This is a genomic window from Anaeromyxobacter sp. SG64 (assembly GCF_022690745.1).
In the GTDB taxonomy this organism is placed as follows: Bacteria; Myxococcota; Myxococcia; order Myxococcales; family Anaeromyxobacteraceae; genus Anaeromyxobacter; species Anaeromyxobacter soli.
In genome coordinates this window covers 21,354-37,545 of the sequence record NZ_JALCZB010000021.1, presented here as the reverse complement: position 1 = coordinate 37,545, position 16,192 = coordinate 21,354, and the positions used below count along the sequence as shown (strand labels likewise).

At 71.2% G+C, this 16,192-nt stretch carries 15 protein-coding genes; 5 read left to right on the top strand and 10 right to left on the bottom strand.

Translation table 11 applies throughout. The features are described 5' to 3' along the window. Window positions 1-7: 7 nt before the first annotated feature. Window positions 8-364, bottom strand: coding sequence for a hypothetical protein (locus MNZ29_RS08915; RefSeq protein ID WP_242338474.1), 357 nt, complete (start codon window positions 362-364; stop codon window positions 8-10). Between the two features lie 286 nt (window positions 365-650). Here MNZ29_RS08915 and fusA point away from each other — a divergent pair, with 286 nt between their 5' ends. Then, window positions 651-2,741 (top strand): elongation factor G, encoded by a 2,091-nt coding sequence (fusA, locus tag MNZ29_RS08910; protein ID WP_242338476.1) that lies wholly within the window; start codon window positions 651-653, stop codon window positions 2,739-2,741. 16 nt (window positions 2,742-2,757) lie between these two features. Further along, window positions 2,758-4,041 carry a hypothetical protein gene (locus MNZ29_RS08905; RefSeq protein WP_242338478.1) on the top strand — a complete coding sequence of 428 codons (1,284 nt, stop codon included), beginning with the start codon at window positions 2,758-2,760 and terminating at the stop codon, window positions 4,039-4,041. Between the two features lie 32 nt (window positions 4,042-4,073). Here the strand turns inward: MNZ29_RS08905 and MNZ29_RS08900 are convergent, their stop codons facing one another. Together MNZ29_RS08900 and MNZ29_RS08895 are read right to left on the bottom strand one after the other, a co-directional pair. Beyond that, window positions 4,074-4,913, bottom strand: coding sequence for a DMT family transporter (locus MNZ29_RS08900; RefSeq protein WP_242338480.1), 840 nt, complete (start codon window positions 4,911-4,913; stop codon window positions 4,074-4,076). Window positions 4,914-4,997: 84 nt separating this feature from the next. Next, entirely contained in the window at window positions 4,998-5,483 is a 486-nt protein-coding gene (locus MNZ29_RS08895; protein WP_242338482.1) for a YbaK/EbsC family protein, read from the bottom strand. Between the two features lie 178 nt (window positions 5,484-5,661). Here MNZ29_RS08895 and MNZ29_RS08890 point away from each other — a divergent pair, with 178 nt between their 5' ends. Next, a complete protein-coding gene (locus tag MNZ29_RS08890) occupies window positions 5,662-6,105 on the top strand; it encodes an SgcJ/EcaC family oxidoreductase (protein WP_242338484.1) in 444 nt (147 codons plus the stop codon). A gap of 331 nt (window positions 6,106-6,436) precedes the next feature. Continuing rightward, window positions 6,437-7,222, top strand: a complete 786-nt coding sequence (locus tag MNZ29_RS08885; protein WP_242338486.1) for a phosphatase PAP2 family protein — start codon at window positions 6,437-6,439, stop codon at window positions 7,220-7,222. A 110-nt stretch (window positions 7,223-7,332) separates the two neighbouring features. Here MNZ29_RS08885 and MNZ29_RS08880 read toward each other — a convergent pair whose 3' ends face one another. From MNZ29_RS08880 to MNZ29_RS08870, 3 genes are all read right to left on the bottom strand, one after another. Beyond that, the gene (locus MNZ29_RS08880) at window positions 7,333-7,719 is read right to left on the bottom strand and encodes a DUF488 domain-containing protein (protein ID WP_242338488.1); all 387 of its coding nucleotides are present in this window, start codon (window positions 7,717-7,719) and stop codon (window positions 7,333-7,335) included. A gap of 58 nt (window positions 7,720-7,777) precedes the next feature. Further along, on the bottom strand, window positions 7,778-8,467 hold the full coding sequence (locus MNZ29_RS08875) for a DUF892 family protein (protein ID WP_242338490.1): 690 nt from the start codon (window positions 8,465-8,467) through the stop codon (window positions 7,778-7,780). 242 nt (window positions 8,468-8,709) lie between these two features. Beyond that, the gene (locus MNZ29_RS08870; RefSeq protein WP_242338492.1) at window positions 8,710-9,732 is read right to left on the bottom strand and encodes an alcohol dehydrogenase; all 1,023 of its coding nucleotides are present in this window, start codon (window positions 9,730-9,732) and stop codon (window positions 8,710-8,712) included. 162 nt (window positions 9,733-9,894) lie between these two features. Here MNZ29_RS08870 and MNZ29_RS08865 point away from each other — a divergent pair, with 162 nt between their 5' ends. After that, window positions 9,895-10,038 (top strand): zf-TFIIB domain-containing protein, encoded by a 144-nt coding sequence (locus tag MNZ29_RS08865; RefSeq protein WP_242338494.1) that lies wholly within the window; start codon window positions 9,895-9,897, stop codon window positions 10,036-10,038. Window positions 10,039-10,155: 117 nt separating this feature from the next. On the opposite strand, the gene MNZ29_RS08860 is transcribed toward MNZ29_RS08865, so the two are convergent. The 4 genes from MNZ29_RS08860 to MNZ29_RS08845 form a co-directional block, all read right to left on the bottom strand. Continuing rightward, on the bottom strand, window positions 10,156-11,112 hold the full coding sequence (locus MNZ29_RS08860) for an NADP-dependent oxidoreductase (protein WP_242338496.1): 957 nt from the start codon (window positions 11,110-11,112) through the stop codon (window positions 10,156-10,158). Between the two features lie 273 nt (window positions 11,113-11,385). Then, a complete protein-coding gene (locus MNZ29_RS08855) occupies window positions 11,386-12,384 on the bottom strand; it encodes a prenyltransferase/squalene oxidase repeat-containing protein (RefSeq protein WP_242354940.1) in 999 nt (332 codons plus the stop codon). A gap of 83 nt (window positions 12,385-12,467) precedes the next feature. After that, window positions 12,468-14,213 carry a hypothetical protein gene (locus MNZ29_RS08850; protein WP_242354938.1) on the bottom strand — a complete coding sequence of 582 codons (1,746 nt, stop codon included), beginning with the start codon at window positions 14,211-14,213 and terminating at the stop codon, window positions 12,468-12,470. Between the two features lie 451 nt (window positions 14,214-14,664). Beyond that, window positions 14,665-16,137: a hypothetical protein gene (locus MNZ29_RS08845; protein ID WP_242335223.1), complete on the bottom strand. Its 1,473-nt coding sequence runs from the start codon at window positions 16,135-16,137 to the stop codon at window positions 14,665-14,667. Between the last annotated feature and the right edge of the window lie 55 nt (window positions 16,138-16,192).

The window sequence follows — 16,192 nt, the reverse complement described above, 5'->3', positions numbered from 1 at the left end:
GTGCGCATCACTTGGACGTGAGCTCCGCCGCGAGCGTTGTCTCTTCACGGCTCAGCTCGGACGGTCCCTCCGTCAGCACGGTCCAGTAGCTCACCCCGGTGGGCCCGTCGAGCTTGCCGTCACGCACCGCGCGCGCGATGCGCGACCGCACCTCGTGCTCGTCCGCGGGCTCGGCGACGAAGACGACTCGCAAGCCAATCCTCCGACCGGAGCGGCTGCCGACGTTCGACTGGTGGGGCCAGCGGCACGCGCCCTCGTGCTCCCAATGGCCGCACAGGTTCACGGTCACCGCTGCGCCCGGGGCCTGAGGGTCGCCATCGCGTTCGAGCTCGATCGATGCCTCGTGCACGAACCCTTTCCGCATGGGCGGACATTAAGCGCGGAGACGCTCCTGCGCATGGGGCGTCGAGCGGATCGGCGCCGGGTTGCGAAACGCCACCGGTTGTGCCAGGGTGCGCGCGCGCGACGCCGTCGAGGTGGGTGAACGGCGTACAGGTCCACACCCGTCGGCCCGCTGGCGCGAAATTCCGGCCACGCCCGACGGGTTCGACACGAGCGGCGCCCATGCTGGCCAGCCGGTTCGCCGGCGAGCGGCGCCGCGCACCGAATCGCCCATATCGCTCAATCCGCCCCGCAGGTGGAGGTAAGACGTGTACACGGATTTCTCGAAGCTCCGGAACATCGGGATCTCGGCCCATATCGACAGCGGCAAGACCACGCTGACGGAGCGCATCCTCTTCTACACGAACCGGATCCACGCCATTCACGAGGTGAAGGGCAAGGACGGCGTCGGCGCCAAGATGGATTCGATGGAGCTCGAGCGCGAGCGCGGCATCACCATCGCCTCCGCCGCGACGCACTGCGAGTGGAAGGGGCTCCACTTCAACATCATCGACACCCCCGGGCACGTCGACTTCACCATCGAGGTCGAGCGGTCGCTGCGCGTGCTGGACGGCGCGATCCTGGTGCTCTGCTCCGTCGCGGGCGTTCAGAGCCAGTCGCTCACCGTCGACCGCCAGATGCGGCGCTACAGGGTGCCGCGCCTCGCGTTCGTCAACAAGTGCGACCGCTCCGGCGCGAACCCGCTCCGCGTGAAGGATCAGCTCCGCGAGAAGCTCCAGCACAACCCCGTGCTGATGCAGCTCCCGATCGGCCTCGAGGACAAGTTCGAGGGCGTGGTCGACCTCGTGACCATGAAGGCGGTCCGCTTCAGCGGCAAGGACGGCGAGGTCATCACCGAGTCGGAGATCCCCGCGGAGCTGCAGGAGCAGGCGGCGAAGGCGCGCGAGGAGATGCTCGACGCCGCGTCGATGTTCTCCGACGAGCTGACCGAGGCGATCCTCGAGGATCGGGTCACCGAGGAGCTCGTCAAGGCGGCGATCCGCAAGGGCACGATCGAGCTGAAGCTCACGCCCGTGTTCATGGGCTCGGCGTACAAGAACAAGGCCGTCCAGAAGCTGCTCGACGGCGTGGTCGACTACCTCCCCGATCCCACCGAGGTGGTCAACGAGGCCCACGACCTCGCCGCCGACGAGCAGAAGGTCGTGCTCTCGATCGACAACGACAAGCCCACCGTGGCGCTCGCGTTCAAGCTCGAGGACGGCCGGTACGGTCAGCTCACGTACCTGCGCATCTACCAGGGCCGGCTCTCGCGCGACATGTTCATCACGAACATGCGCACGAAGAAGGATCACCGGGTCGGACGGCTCGTGCGCATGCACTCCGACGAGATGGAGGACATCGACGCCGCCGGCTCCGGCGACATCGTCGCGATGTTCGGCATCGAGTGCAACTCCGGCGACACGTTCACCGATGGCAAGGTCAAGCTCAACATGACCTCGATGCACGTGCCGGATCCGGTGATCTCCCTCTCCATCAAGCCGGCCGACTCGAAGAGCGAGACCAACATGGGGAAGGCGCTCCGGCGCTTCACCCGCGAGGACCCGACGTTCCGCGCCGGCATCGACGAGGAGAGCGGCGAGACGATCATCCGCGGGATGGGCGAGCTTCACCTCGAGGTCTACATCGAGCGCATGAAGCGTGAGTACAACGCGCTCGTCGAGGTGTCCCCGCCCCAGGTCGCCTACCGCGAGACCGTGAGCCAGCGCGCCGAGTTCGCCTACACGCACAAGAAGCAGACCGGCGGGTCGGGGCAGTTCGGCCGGGTGTGCGGCTACATCGAGCCCTGCGAGCAGCCGTACGAGTTCGTCGACGACGTGGTGGGCGGCGCGATCCCCCGCGAGTTCATCTCCGCGGTCGAGAAGGGCTTCCGCTCGATGCTCGGCAAGGGGCGGCTGCTCGGCTTCCCCGTGGTGAACGTGCGCGTCGTCATCAACGACGGCGCGAGCCACGCGGTCGACTCGTCCGACATCGCCTTCCAGGAGGCCGCGCGCGGCGCCTGGCGCGAGGGCTTCGATCGCGCGAAGCCGCGCCTGCTCGAGCCCATCATGCGGGTCGGCGTCGAGACGCCCTCCGAGTTCTCCGGCGGCGTCCTCGGCACGCTCATGCAGCGGCGCGCGATGATCGTCGGCTCGCAGGAGGACGGCGGGCTGGTCCGCATCGAGGCCGAGGTGCCCCTCGCCGAGATGTTCGGGTACTCCACGACCCTCCGGTCCTCGACGCAGGGCAAGGCGGAGTTCAGCATGGAGTTCTCCCGGTACCTGCCGGTCCCGACGGCGATGGCCGAGGAGCTCATGTCCAAGGCGGCCGGCAAGAAGGCCGCGGAGGGCGGCAAGAAGTAGATCCCGTCCGGCGCCCATGATCCGGCAGGAAGCGATCCTCCAGAGCCCGCTGCGGATACTCGACCGCTCCATCCGCGGCGGGCTCGGGAAGGGTCACCTGGGCGTGATCGTGGCGCCTGCGGGCGTCGGGAAGTCTGCTTGCCTCGTGCAGCTCGGGCTGGACGCCCTGCTGCGCGAGAAGCCGGTCCTCCACGTCGCGGTCGGCCAATCCGTGGAGCACGTCTCCGCGCGCTACGACGCGCTCTTCGACGAGCTCGCCGAGGGTGTCGGGCTGGCCGACCGCGGGGGCGTGCGCGAGGCCATCGCCCACCGGCGGCTCATCTGGTCGTCGGTGGAGCGCGCCTTCGGCGTGCGGGGGCTCGAGGAGGCGCTGGCCGCGTTCCAGGCGCACCTCCAGCACGGTCCCCGCGCCATCCTCGTCGACGGCTTCGCCTGGGAACAGCCCGCGTGCGCCGCCACGGTCGGCGGGTTCAAGGCGAGCGCGGCCCGCGTCGGCGCCGAGATCTGGATGACGGCGCGAGCCCGCGAGCTCGCCGGCGCCCGGCGCATCGCCCCGCTGTCGGACGAGTGCGCCGCGCTCGTCGACGTCGCCATCTCCCTCGAGCCGCACGGACGGCATGCCCGGCTGACGCTGGCGAAGGACTTCGAGCGGTTCCCCGGGATCGAGGTCCCCCTCGTGCTCGAGGGCGGCCGGCTGCGGCCGCCGAGAGACGACGAGGCTTCGGCGCCGGACGAGCTCTCCCCGGAGTCGTTCACGCTGCTGGCGAGCGGCTCCGCGGGCGCCGAGGAGGAGTTCGGCGCCTGCGCCGAACGATGGGGCGTCCGGGAGGTGAACTTCACGTTCGGCGGCCGTCACGACCTCGCGCGGACGCGCGGGCTCGTCGAGCTGAGCGAGGACGAGCTCAAGGTGGGCGAGGTCAGCGCCGCCTACCTGAAGGCGCACCTGCACCGTGCGCTCCCCGAGCCGGGGGAGCAGCGGCGCGTGCTCCAGGCGATCTGGCACCAGGTGAGCACGGCCGGCGAGGTGTTCGCCGTCGGCGCCGTCGCCGCCGACGAGCCGGCGCACGGCGCGACGGGCTGGGCCGTGGAGCTTGCGCGGCACTGGGGAAAGCCGGTCCACCTCTTCGACCAGGAGCAGAAGCGCTGGTTCCGGTGGAACGAGCGGGACTGGGTCGCCGAGGAGCCTCCCGCCATCAGGCGCGAGAGGTTCGCGGGCACCGGCACGCGAGACCTCTCCGACGACGGTCGCGCGGCGATCCGTGCGCTGTTCGAGCGGAGCTACGGGGCTCCGCGGTTCTAGCCAGCCTCCCTCCGACGCCGCGCGCTCGGGCGTCACCCCGCGATCAGGGCGATCGCTCCCAGGACCGCGACGATGCCCGCCGACTGCGGCCGGGTGATGCGTTCCCGAAGGAGCCCGGCCGCGAGCGCCACCGTGCTCGCCGGGTACATCGACGCCAGGACGGCCGCGACGTCGAGGCGGCCGGCCTGCGTCGCCAGGACGAAGAAGGCGTTGCCGCCGGCGTCGAGCACCCCCGAGAGGAGAACGAGCGGCACGGCGTGCCTCGGAGGCGCCCACGGACGCCGGCGGGCCCCGGCGACGACCACCGCGAGGGCGAACGACGTCCCGCGCGCCGCCGCGAGCGGCCAGAACGTTCCCCCCTGCGCACCGCGGTCCATCAGCACCAGGTACGCGCCGAAGCCGCAGCCGGCGACGAGGGCGAGCCCGAGTCCCTCCGTCCCGCCGCCGGGCGGCCCCGCGCGCGCGATGAGCCAGATGCCAGCGAGCGCGAGCACGAAGCCGGCGAGCTTCGAGCCCGACGGCATCCCTTCGGCGAGCGCGCCCCACACCACCGGGATGCTCGCCGAGAGGACCGCCGAGACGGGCGCCACCACCGCCATGCGCCCCACCGCGAGCGCGCGGTAGAGCGCGGCGAGGCCGACCGCTCCCGCAGCACCCGCTGCGACGCTCCAGGCGAGGGTGGCGGGCGCGGGGACGCTCTCGTGAAGGAGCAGCGCCGCCGCGAAGATGAGCGTCACGCCAGCGGCCTGGCCGAGCACGAGGACGCCGACGACCGGCGCTCGCTTCGAGGCGATCCCCCCGGTGAAGTCCCCCGCTCCCCATGATGCGGCGGAGGCGAGGCCGAGCACGACGGCAGCCAGGCTGGATGACATGGCGCCTGCAGCCTAGTCGAGGGACCGCCCGGTGGCGCGCTCTTCGTACGGAGAGCTCGCGCGGCCTACGCGTTCCTCGAAGCGCTATGGCTCCGCCGCCGCGAGCCGCGCGACCCTCCCGCCCGTCATCCGCACGAGCTCGGCGGGCGTCAGCTCGAACACGGCGTGGGGGTGGCCGGCCGCCGCCCAGATGCGCTCGTACGCGAGCAGCGCCTCGTCCACCACGGCCAGGAGCGGTTGCGCATGTCCGATGGGGGGCACGCCGCCGATGGCGAACCCGGTGCGCTCGCGAACGAAGTCGGCCGAGGCGCGTGCGATGCGCTCGCCGATCACCGCCGACACCGCCTGCTCGTCGACGCGGTGGCTCCCGCTCGCCGCGACCAGCACCGCGCGTCCGCTCGGCTTCGCCTCGAAGAGCAGGGACTTCACGATCTGCCCCACGTCGCAACCGACCGCAGCCGCCGCTTCTGCTGCGGTCCGAGCGGAGTCGGGCAGCTCGATCACGGTGTTCGCGAAGCCGGCGCCCCGCAGCGCGTCCTGGACCCTCTGAGCACTCGGCTTCAGTGGCATCGTGTATCCATATCAGGAGGCGACCGGCGCCTGCTGGTCGCACCGCCGCCCTCGCGCCGACGTCACGGCCAACCGACCTCGCGGGATCCTTTCACCCGATCCGGCGCCCCCGCCTGGCATTTGCGCTCGAGCATTTCCGCCGCAACCGCCACGACCTAGGTCGTACGGAGGTGTGCTCATGGAAACGACGCAGGAAGTCGGGACGCAGCCCTACAAGGCGGATCCATCGCTCGAAGCTGCGTGTCGGAAGTTCAACGAGGCGTTCAACCGGTTCGACGTGGAGGCGGTGGCGGCGTTCTGGACCGAGGACGGCACGCTCATCACCCCCACCGGAGAGGTCGGGAACGGTCGCTCCGGCGTCGCGGCCGCGTACCGTCACGATTGCGAGACGATCCTCGCAGGCACGACTTCGCGGTTCGCGATCTCCTCCGTGCGGCGCATGGGGGACGACCTCGCGTTCATGGACCTCGATCACGAGCTCCAGAACTTCAGGATGCCGGATGGCTCGACCAGGACGATGAAGCTGCACGTCGTGATGCTCGCCAGGAAGAGCGGCAATGCCTGGCATTGGCTCGACGCGCGCCCGTACGCGTATCTCCCTCCGCCGCGTTCCGTGCACTGAACCTCGAACGGCGATGCGTCTCCGGACGGGCGCCGGGGACGCATCGCCGCGTTCTCCGCACCGGGGTTCGCTCGCCCCTTCGCGCGGGAGGGGCCATCGACTGCACGCGCTGCGAATGGGCGTCCACGAGCTCGGGTGCGAAAGGTCCGCGAGCGTCGATGGGACGTCCGGGCGCCCGAATGCTCCTGCCTCGGCCGAGCTCCGTCGCCGCGGTCGAACCCGAGCCCGCGGCTCCGCGCGCCCGGCCCACGGCACCGGGAGGAGCCGCTCCCGGGTGCGTCAGCCCCGCTCTCCCGTGGCGCTCATTCATTGTGAGCCCAAAGTTCCGGTGATGAAGCGTCCGCTGACCGTCGCGCTGGCCGCATGGGCCTTCATCGCCTGGCCCGCCGCTCCCTCCGCCGACGACCTCGTCGTCCACCCACGCCTCGACGTCTCGGTGACCTTCCTCGCGGGGGCCCTCGCCGCGGGCCTCGCCCTCCCCCGGCTCTCGCCGAGCCAGTGCCGATTCTGCGCCGTGAATGGCCTCGACGAGGCAGCACGCGACGCGCTCCGGCTCACCGGCGCGCGCGCGGAGCTTCGCGCCCGGCACCTCTCGGACGTGATCGACTCCGGCGTTCTGTCGGCGGGTGCGCTCACGCTCTCCGCGCTCGGCGCGGCGCAGGACGGGACGCGCCGGACGTTCTTCGAGGACCTGCTCGTCGTCGGGGAGTCCGTCGCGATCGCGTCGGATCTCGTCAACGCCGCGAAGGACGGCTTCGCACGGCCTCGCCCCGCCGGCGGCTCCACGTTCATGCCGGGATCGCGCGACCGCAGCTTCTACTCCGGCCACACCTCGTTCGCGTTCTCGCTCGCGACGTCGACCGCGACGGTCGCGACCATCCGGGGCCGATCGTGGGCGCCATGGGCCTGGGGAGTCGGGCTGACGCTGGCGTCCGGCGTGGGATACCTCAGGATGGCCGGCGACGCGCACTGGCTCACCGACGTCGCCGCGGGCGCGGCCGTCGGAAGCGCGGTCGGGTTCGCGATCCCCTGGTTCTTTCATCGCAGATCGGGTCCGCGCCGGCGCCGCGGCGTGGATCTCGTGCCAGCACCGGGCGGCATCGCGCTCTTGTTCTGAGGCGTGCCCCGGCTCCGGTCAACGCTCGACACCGCCGGCTCGGCCGAACGCGAGACCCGCACCGGCCGCGTCCTGGCGCCCCGCGCAGAACGCGCTGCCGGCAGCGCTCGTCACCCCATCTTCGCGCCGCGTTCCCCGAGCAGCGCGCGCAGCACCGACCGGTGGCAGCGCGCTTCGTCCTCGCAGTAGCACCCTACCGAGAAGCTCGCCGTGCGCGAGAGCGCAGCGAGCAGGTCGAGCGTGCGGCTCGCGGCGGGCTCGGCCATCTCGGCGCGAAACCTCCTCGCGAACAGCGCCCACTCCCGCTCGGTCCGCGCCGCCTTGCCGAGCTTCATCGTCTCGGTGCTCGGCGCGAGGTTCGGGTACCAGACGTCGTACCAGTCGTCCGGGGCGAAGCGGGCCGCGGGCACGCCGCGCGGCGGGCGGCGCACCGTACCGATCCGGAGGCCCTCTCCGGCGGCGCGTGGACTGCCGAGGCGAACGATGAGCACCGTCATGGCCCTCATCTCTACCTCGAATGCGACCTCGCGCCGGGCCCGACCGCCCGCGCCGGGATCAGACCGGTGGCGTGGGCGAATGCAGCTCCTCGCCCAGCACCTCGTGGGCCGAGAACGTGCGCAGCGCCTCGCGCAGGAAGGCGAGGTGTCGCTCCTCCTCCTGCAGGCGCTTCCTGAACTCCTCCTCGGCGGCGCCGTCGCCTGCCTCGCCGGCGAGCACGAGGAGGAGGTCCCACCCGGCCGTGTCCACGTGCTCCGCCGCGAGGAGCGCGTGGAACAGGTGCGGGAGCTGCGGATCCTTCATGACAACCTTCTCGATGCCGGCCGCTTCACGCGCCGTCACGTTTGCCATCTCCGTCATCCGCTTGTCGTCGCCGCCGAGCCGCCGGATGCTGCTCTTCAACCACTCCTCGTGCTCCTTCTCCTGGGCGCGGATCTTCTCCACCAGTGGCAGCATCTCGGCGACGACGCGCTCCTCTCGCTCGCGCTCGCGGTCGGGGTGCGCGATCCCGCCCTGCTCCCGGTCGAGGTCCTCGTGCACGCCGCGGTCCACGTCGCCGGCGCGATAGCCGCTCAGACCGTAGGTGGTGTAGTCGCCGTCGCCGTGACGCCCGCTCCGCGCGCCGCTCGACTCGCGCATCCGCTCCAGGACCTTGTCGTAGAGCTTCACTCCGGCGCGCTCGAAACTCAGGCGCTCCATCAGCAGGTCGATGACCTTTTCCCTGTTCTTCTGCGCGAGCCGGTCCATGACGCCTCCTGGTAGGCGAGGCGTGGTGTCTAGGGGTGGCGCAGACTCATCACCGGCGGGGCGTGACACAAGTGGGCTGAATGGCAACTCCACGCCGAGTCCGGAGTCGGGCTGGGCAGACGTGCAGATCGGCCGCCGGGCTCCCGGCTTCAGCGCGTGCGTCGGCGCTGGCGCTCGAGGCGCAGGCCGTGCGCCGCTCCGCTGCTGCCATCCCCCCGGCCGCGCGTACGGCGCTGCCGAGGCTACTGCCGGACCTTCAGCACGACCCGGAAGCGCGCGCGGTTCGACATCATCCGCTCGAACGCCTCGTTCACCGCCGTGAGCGGGAACGTCTCGTTCCGCGAGGCCACCGCGTTGAGCGCGCTGAAGGCCAGGGTCTCCTCTGAGTCCTTGGCCGTACCGCTCGGCCAGCCCTGCACCCGCCGCCGGGCGCCGATGAGCTGGAACGGCGAGACCTGGATCGGATCGGCGCTCGCGCCGACCACCAGCAGCGTACCGTCGCGTCCCAGGCCGTCGAAGAGGCTCGACATGAGCTGAGAGTTCGGCGCCGTGGCGAGGATCACGCGCGCGCCGCCCAGCTTCTTGAGCGCGGCCGCCGCGTCCCCGACCTCCTGATCGACGTACTCGTGCGCGCCGAGCTCGAGCGCGAGCGCGCGCTTGTCTGCGCCGCGCGAGAGCGCGACCGTCCGGAACCCGAGCTTGCGGGCGTACTGCAGGCCGAGGTGCCCCAGCCCCCCGATGCCCTGCACCGCCACGAGGTCGCCCGCCCGGGCGCCGCTGTTTCGCAGCGAGTTGAACGTAGTGACGCCCGCACAGAGCAGCGGAGCGGCGGCGACCGAGTCGAGCGCGTCGGGGATGGCGGCGAGCGCCTCCTGCGGGGCGACCATCTGCTCGGCGTACCCGCCGTCGTAGCTGAAGCCGCAGACGAGCCCACGCTCGCACTGGATGAAGTCGCCCGAGCGGCACGCCTCGCACGCCCCGCAGTGCCCTCCGTGCCAGCCCACTCCGACACGCTGCCCCGGGCGCCAGACGACCACGCCTGCTCCGACGGCGTCGACGCGGCCGACCACCTCGTGACCGGGGACGCGCGGGTATACGAGGCCGGGATAGGAGCCCTCCGCCACGAACGCGTCGGAGTGGCAGATGCCGCACGCCTCGACCGCGATGCGGACCTGTCCCGCCGCTGGCTCGGGCACGGGGCGCTCCACGAGCGTGAAGCCCGATCCGGGCCTGGTGATCTCGACTGCTCGCATCGTCCTCGCCACGGCCCACCTCCGCTCTCCGGGTGCGTCCGACCGCGCACGCCTGCGCGAGGCGGGCGGGCCGCGCACAACATGACCACCGCCCGGCGGCACCGCCAAGCGAACCGGAACCGTGACTCGACGGCGCGTCGGCGACGGCGCGCAGGCGGGGTAGACTCTTCCGCCATGCCTGTCCACGTCCCTGCCCCGACTCAGCCGACGAACAAGTGTCCGAAGTGCGGCGCCGAAGGCGTCGTCGAGCAGTCCATCGGCAACATGGCGACGTACGTCTGCCCGAAGTGCGGAGCGCGGTGGGTGGCGGCGCGGTGATCGAGCCCCTGGCGAGCCGGCGGCGGTGAGAGTTCCGGCCGGGCGGCCGCCCCAGCGCGGAGCCCGGTTGGTGGGGTCGTGCACCGCAGCAGCCATCCAGCTCGACGGGTCTCCGCCTCAGTGGATACGCAGCGCGAGCTTTCCCAGGTGGTGCTTCTCGACGTCCCGTTGAGCCTGGGCGGCCTCCTCGAGCTCGTAGAGCTTCCCGAGCTCGACGTGGAACGGCGCGTCCCCGATCAGCCGGTTGAGCCGGTCGAACGCCTCTGCGCTGGGAGTGCCGTCGTACGCGAGCAGCTCGACGCCCTTCGGGACCTCCGGGATGGGCTCCACGCCGTTGGGATGGGCGACCCGTCCCCCCTTCTTGATCGTCGCGAGCGCCGCGTTCACGTCGTCCCCGCCCGCCAGCACGAGAGCTGCGTCCAGCCCCTCGGGCGCGAACGCGCGAGCCGCCTTCGCCACGTCCTTTCTTCGCCCGTCGATCGCGACGTCCGGGCCGAGCTTCTCGACCAGCTTCAAACCATCCGCTCGCGAGGCGACGGCGAGCACGCGCGCCCCCATCCGCTTGGCCAGCTGCACGGCGATGTGGCCCACCCCGCCGCTCGCGCCGATGATCATGAGCGACTGTCCGCTGCGCAGCCGCAGCTCGTCGTCGAGCCCGCGCAGCGCGGTGATCCCGTCCGCGCCCAGCGCGCCGGCCTCCCTCGCGTCCAGGCCGCTCGGGATCGGGGCCGCCCGCCCCTCCTCGAGCTTGGCGTACTCGGCGTAGAAGCCGCCCTCCATCTGATAGCCATAGGCTCGCTGTCCCACGCGTACGCGGCTGACCTTCGGGCCCACTGCCACCACGACTCCGGCTCCGTCGTTCCCCATCACGTAGGGGAAACGTGTCGAGCCGTCGTCGAAACCGCCTTGCCGGACCCACGGGTCCCAGACGCCGACTCCGGCCACGTCGACCCGGAGGAGGATCTCGTGCTCGCCGGGCTGCGGGACGGGCAACGTCTCGGTGTGCAGGACCTCGGGTCCGCCGAAGTGATCGACGGCGGCGGCCTTCATCTGGCTGGGCAGTGTGGATGGCATGGCGCCTCTAGCGTGAGCACCGGGACGTCGAACGTCGAGCCCGGGCTGGCCGTGACGCGGAGGCTTCGTCGCTCGTCCGACGGGCGACGGCGAGAGGCGAGGCGGGCGAGAGCTCATCGCGCCGCCGGCCGGGAGCGGCGCCCGTCCGCAAACCGAGGCCGGGCCGGTCGAGCGACCTTCGGGCGAGACCGCCGCCACCGGCTCGACGCCTGCTTCGATGGGCTCGCCGCCGCCCACTTCGCGCGGACGACCTGCTGCTCGTGAAGGGGAGCCCTAGCCTCCCGCCGGCGCGGGCAGCCGGCCGAGGGCGACGAGGCACGCGATCGCGTGGAACGTGCTCGGGGGAGTCGTGCCGAGGCCGGGCTGCGGCCCGAACCCGCCGTTCTCGGCCACGTACAGGCTCGCCACGAACCGCTCCACCTCGGCACGGTCCACGATGTCCAGGCGACCGACCTCGGCGAGGGCACCCAGCACCTGGGCTTCCTCCTCGATCTCGGGGAGCGAGGTGAACTTCCCGTCGCGGACCTTCCCCGAGTACCGGGAGCCCGAGAGGTGGCGCGCCACGCCCGCGGCCGTCTCGGGATCGAGCGCGCCGACGAGCTTCAGGGAGCGCACCGCCATGAAGGTCGCGGCCGGCGAGGCGATCATGCCCGGGCGCAGCGCGAAGCCTCCCTCCGCCGCCCGGTGCGACGAGAGGAACGTGGCCGTGCGGCGCGGGTCCACGCGATCGAGGGCGCCGAGTATCTCGAGAGCGGCGAGGGCGTGGTACGTCGCGCCGAGCGACACGTCCGCCTCGGCAGCGCGTCCACGGAAGCCGCCGTCCTTCCCCGCCAGCGACGTGAGGAACGCCACCGCGCGCGGCCGGTCGATCGCGTCGAGCGCGCCGAGGAGCCCCAGCGTGCGCGTCGCGTACAGCGTCGGCACGACGTGCGACGGTCCGGTCCCGGGTGCCGCCGTGAACCCGCCGTCGGGCGCCTGGCACCTGCGGAGGTACTCGATCACCTGGGCGCGAAGCTCCGGTGACACCGAGCCGCCGAGGGCACGCGTCGTGTACAGGTTGTAGAAGGCGAACGAGGGCGACTCCGGGAACGCGTCCCAGCGGTCGCGCCGCGCCCAGCCCGCGAGGTAGTCGAGGGTCTTCGAGGTGTCGAGCGCTGCAGCCGTGAGGGGCGGTCCCGAGGCGCGCAGACGCGGCGGACCGAGCCTCACCACCGCGGCCAGCGCGCCGATCCACACCACAATCACCGACACCATCACCATCCGTCGCGTCATGGAGAACGTTTCCGTGCTTGGAGTGGAGTTTCGAGGACGCGACCGCGGGGTGAGCGTACCCACCCCGCGGCCGGCCTGTTTCGCTAGTTGTGCGGCGGGACCTGCCAGGTGCTCGACTGGTCACCATGGCAGACCGTGCACTTGCCGATCGCCCGCGCGTCGTTCTGCAGGGCGATGTTCTGCACGTTGTCCTTGGCGAGCGTCGACGGGTTGAGCCCGTGCGGCGAGCCGTGGCACGACGAGCAGAGCACCTTGGAGCCGTGGTGACCGGCCGAGTTGAGGTACTTGCCGAAGATGCCGGTGTTCAGCCAGCCGCTCTGACCGGGCGACTTCTCCCCGTAGGAGGAGCCGTGGCACTGCGCGCAGGTGGGCAGGGTCTGCGCCGACCACGGGTTCGCCATCTGGTTCTGGGCGATCCGCTGGTTCAGATCCCCATGACAGTCGGTGCACCAGATCTGCTGGCCGCTCGCGTTGGTCTTCGTGGTGTGCGTGTCGCGGTAGCAGTTCACGTTGTTGCCGGGGTGGCAGCCGTAGCAGTTCTTCGCGATGTTCGCGTCGTACGACGTGAGCACCGCGGAGCTCTGCGCGTGGAACCGGTGCAGCACGTCCGAGAACGAGTACTGCGACGTCCGCACGTCCGCGCTCGTGAACGTCGCGCCCGGGAGGATCTTGTAGCTCGGATACGTCGTCGCGAAGCCCGGCGCCTTGCTCTCGCCCATCGCCGGATCCCAGTGGCACACCGAGCAGCGGATGGGGCCGCCCACGCCGTCGCCGTCCGGATCGAGCTTCGAGAAGTCGATCCGGGCGTCACGGGCGTGCAGCATGCCCATCGTCTCGAACGAGCCCGCGGGCGTCGTGGGCTTCCCGTACGCGCCCGCGAGCTTCACGTGGCAGTTGCAGCAACCGCCGAACGCCACCGGCACCGTCACGTCGTCGCTCGCCATCACCTTGCCGGTCGCCTTCTCGACGACCTGGATCCGACCGGTGAGATACGGCGTGCGCTGCGGGCCGCCGAGCGGGTCCGTCATGATGTCCGTGGCGGTGCCCGTCACCACCGGATAGGCGGGGATGCCCGCCTTCTCGAAGTAGGTCGTGGCCGGCGTCGTCTTGACCTCCATGTCGCCGCTCAGCGTCGCGCCGCCGAGCCCCTGGATGCGGCCGTCCGCCCGCACCGGCTGGAAGCCGGGGAAGATCTTCGGGGAGTTCTGGATCCAGTTCGCGAAGTACGGGTCCGCCTTCAGGCCGGCGTCCGTGTTCTCGCGGACGTCGTAGGTCACCTTGTACTGGGTGCTCGCCCCGAGGAGCGACGGCTCGCCCGCGCCGGTCTGGAACACCTGTGCCCGGAGCGTGTTGTACGGCGGCAGCAGCATGAACGTGCTGAAGCTCGGACACGCACAGTGCATCCCGAGATCGTTGCTCGCCAGGATCTTGAAGGTGGGGGAGCTCCCGCCCGAGCTCGAGCCGTACATCGCCGTGTAGCGATCCTGCGCGCTCACGGTGATGCTGGCGGTCGTGCTGGACGTGAGGTCGACGCCGTTCTTCTGCCACTTCTGGAACGGAGCCCCGGAGGCGCTCGAGGGCGCGGTGAGCGACAGGGCCGTGCCCGTCGTGTAGGTACGGGTGAACTCGGTCGTCCCGTTCGCCCTGCCGTAGAGGTCGGCCCGGCTGACGGTGATCGCGACCCCGCTCGAGGGGTTCTGCGACACGATCGTGATCGTGTACGAGCTCGCCGCCGTCTCGGCCTGGCTCTGCGCGGCCAGCTCCTGCTCGGTTCCGCACGCCGCCAGCATCGCGGAGATGGCGAGGAATGCGTAAAGCGCTCTCTTCATCTGTCGTCCCTCTCGATGGTGAGGCCGGCGCCCCGGAGGCCGGCGACGTCGGCGAGCAGCACCTCTGTCCTCGCGCGCTTGCCGGCCGAGGACCTCGTCGGCGTGGTTCGGCTGACAGCGGGTGCCGCCGGGCCCCGGACCGCGCCTCGTGTGCGTCGCGTTGCCGCGTCGCTAGAGCACGGGACATGCCACCACCGAAGCGGCGTGTTCCTGCCCGGATACGCGCAGCGCGAAGGCGGCGCGACGGCGACGTTGCGACGTCTTGTCGCGACGAAGTCGGTCACGCCGCTCGTGGCGGGGGCTGCGCCCGCGCACGAGAAGCCGCTGCGAGAGGTCTCGCTGCGGCGGGGTGGCCCGCAGCTACGGCCCGCGGTCGGCGTCGACGCGAGCTGTGCGGCGGGACGGGCCGCGGGAGAGCATGCCTCCCGCGGCCGTCCTCACGCCGCGCGACCTAGTGCGGCGGCACCCCCCACGACGCCGACTTGCCGGTGTGGCAGACGTTGCAGACACCGATGGCGCGCGAGTCGTTCTGCAGCGCGACGTTCTGCACGTTGTCCTTGGCGAGCGTCGACGGGTTGAGCCCGTGCGGCGAGCCGTGGCACGACGAGCAGAGCACCTTGTCGAACTTGTGGCCGCTCGAGTTGAGGTACTTGCCGAAGACGCCGATCTTGAGCCAGTTCGCGTGCGACGGGGACAGCTCGCCGTACTTGGTGCCGTGGCACTGCGCGCACGTGGGCAGCGTCTGGTCGGACCACGGGTTCGCCATCTGGTTCTGCGCGATGCGCTGGTTCAGGTCGCCGTGGCAGTCGGTGCACCAGATCGGCTGGCCGCTCGCGTTGGTCTTCGTGGTGTGCGTGTCCCGGTAGCAGTTCACGTTGTTGCCGGGGTGGCAGTCGTAGCAGTTCTTCGCGATGTTCGCGTCGTACGACGTGAGCACCGCGGAGCTCTGCGCGTGGAACCGGTGCAGCACGTCCGAGAACGAGTACTGCGACGTCCGCACGTCCGCGCTCGTGAACGTCGCGCCCGGGAGGATCTGGTAGTTCGGATACGTCGCCGCGAAGCCCGGCGCCTGGCTCTCGCCCATGGCCGGATCCCAGTGGCACACCGAGCAGCGGATGGGGCCGCCCACGCCGTCGCCATCCGGGTCCAGCTTCGAGAAGTCGATCCGGGCGTCACGCGCGTGCAGCATGCCCATCGTCTCGAACGAGCCCGCGGGCGTGGCCGGCTTCCCGTACGCTCCCGCGAGCTTCAGGTGGCAGTTGCAGCAGCCGCCGAACGCCACCGGCACCGTCACGTCGTCGCTCGCCATCACCTGGCCGGTCGCCGTCTCGACGACCCGGATACGGCCGGTGAGGTACGGCGTCCGGTTCGGGCCGCCCAGAGGATCCGTCATGATGTCCGTGGCGGTGCCCGTCACGACTGGATAGGCCGGGATGCCGGCCTTCTCGAAGTAGGTCGTCGCCGGCGTCGTCTTGACGTCCATGTCGCCGCTGAAGGTCGCGCCGCCGAGCCCCTGGATGCGGCCGTCCGCCCGCACCGGCTGGAAGCCGGGGAAGATCTTCGGGGAGTTCTGGATCCAGTTGGCGAAGTACGGGTCCGCCTTCATCGCGGCGTCGGTGTTCTCGAGGACGTCGTAGGTGACCTTGTACTGGCTGCTCGCTCCGAGGAGCACCGGGTCGAGGCTGCCCGTCTGGAACACCTGCGCCCGGAGCGTGTTGTAGGGCGGCAGCAGCATGAACGTGCCGAAGCTGGGACACGCGCAGTGCATCCCGAGATCGTTGCTCGCCAGGATCTTGAAGGTCGGCGTGCCGCCGCCCGGGCTCTGCGCTGCCTGTGTCGTTGCACCGAGTCCGTCGTCGGTCGCGCCGCCGCAGGCCAGCGCGGCGGCGGAGACGACGAGGACGGCGAGGGTCCGTCTGGTCATGTGATCCTCCCAACTGCGTTCGTGATCGATCGCGCCGCGCACCGAGCGCAGGCGC

Bases quoted from the DNA above. Each gene is read 5' to 3' on its own strand.
- MNZ29_RS08885 (WP_242338486.1), top strand. From the start codon at position 6,437: ATGAAGCGTCCGCTGACCGTCGCGCTGGCCGCATGGGCCTTCATCGCC.
- MNZ29_RS08855 (WP_242354940.1), bottom strand. From the start codon at position 12,384: ATGACGCGACGGATGGTGATGGTGTCGGTGATTGTGGTGTGGATCGGC.
- MNZ29_RS08860 (WP_242338496.1), bottom strand. From the start codon at position 11,112: ATGCCATCCACACTGCCCAGCCAGATGAAGGCCGCCGCCGTCGATCAC.
- MNZ29_RS08845 (WP_242335223.1), bottom strand. From the start codon at position 16,137: ATGACCAGACGGACCCTCGCCGTCCTCGTCGTCTCCGCCGCCGCGCTG.
- MNZ29_RS08895 (WP_242338482.1), bottom strand. From the start codon at position 5,483: ATGCCACTGAAGCCGAGTGCTCAGAGGGTCCAGGACGCGCTGCGGGGC.
- MNZ29_RS08880 (WP_242338488.1), bottom strand. From the start codon at position 7,719: ATGACGGTGCTCATCGTTCGCCTCGGCAGTCCACGCGCCGCCGGAGAG.
- MNZ29_RS08865 (WP_242338494.1), top strand. From the start codon at position 9,895: ATGCCTGTCCACGTCCCTGCCCCGACTCAGCCGACGAACAAGTGTCCG.
- MNZ29_RS08905 (WP_242338478.1), top strand. From the start codon at position 2,758: ATGATCCGGCAGGAAGCGATCCTCCAGAGCCCGCTGCGGATACTCGAC.
- MNZ29_RS08890 (WP_242338484.1), top strand. From the start codon at position 5,662: ATGGAAACGACGCAGGAAGTCGGGACGCAGCCCTACAAGGCGGATCCA.
- MNZ29_RS08850 (WP_242354938.1), bottom strand. From the start codon at position 14,213: ATGAAGAGAGCGCTTTACGCATTCCTCGCCATCTCCGCGATGCTGGCG.
- MNZ29_RS08915 (WP_242338474.1), bottom strand. From the start codon at position 364: ATGCGGAAAGGGTTCGTGCACGAGGCATCGATCGAGCTCGAACGCGAT.
- MNZ29_RS08875 (WP_242338490.1), bottom strand. From the start codon at position 8,467: ATGGACCGGCTCGCGCAGAAGAACAGGGAAAAGGTCATCGACCTGCTG.
- MNZ29_RS08900 (WP_242338480.1), bottom strand. From the start codon at position 4,913: ATGTCATCCAGCCTGGCTGCCGTCGTGCTCGGCCTCGCCTCCGCCGCA.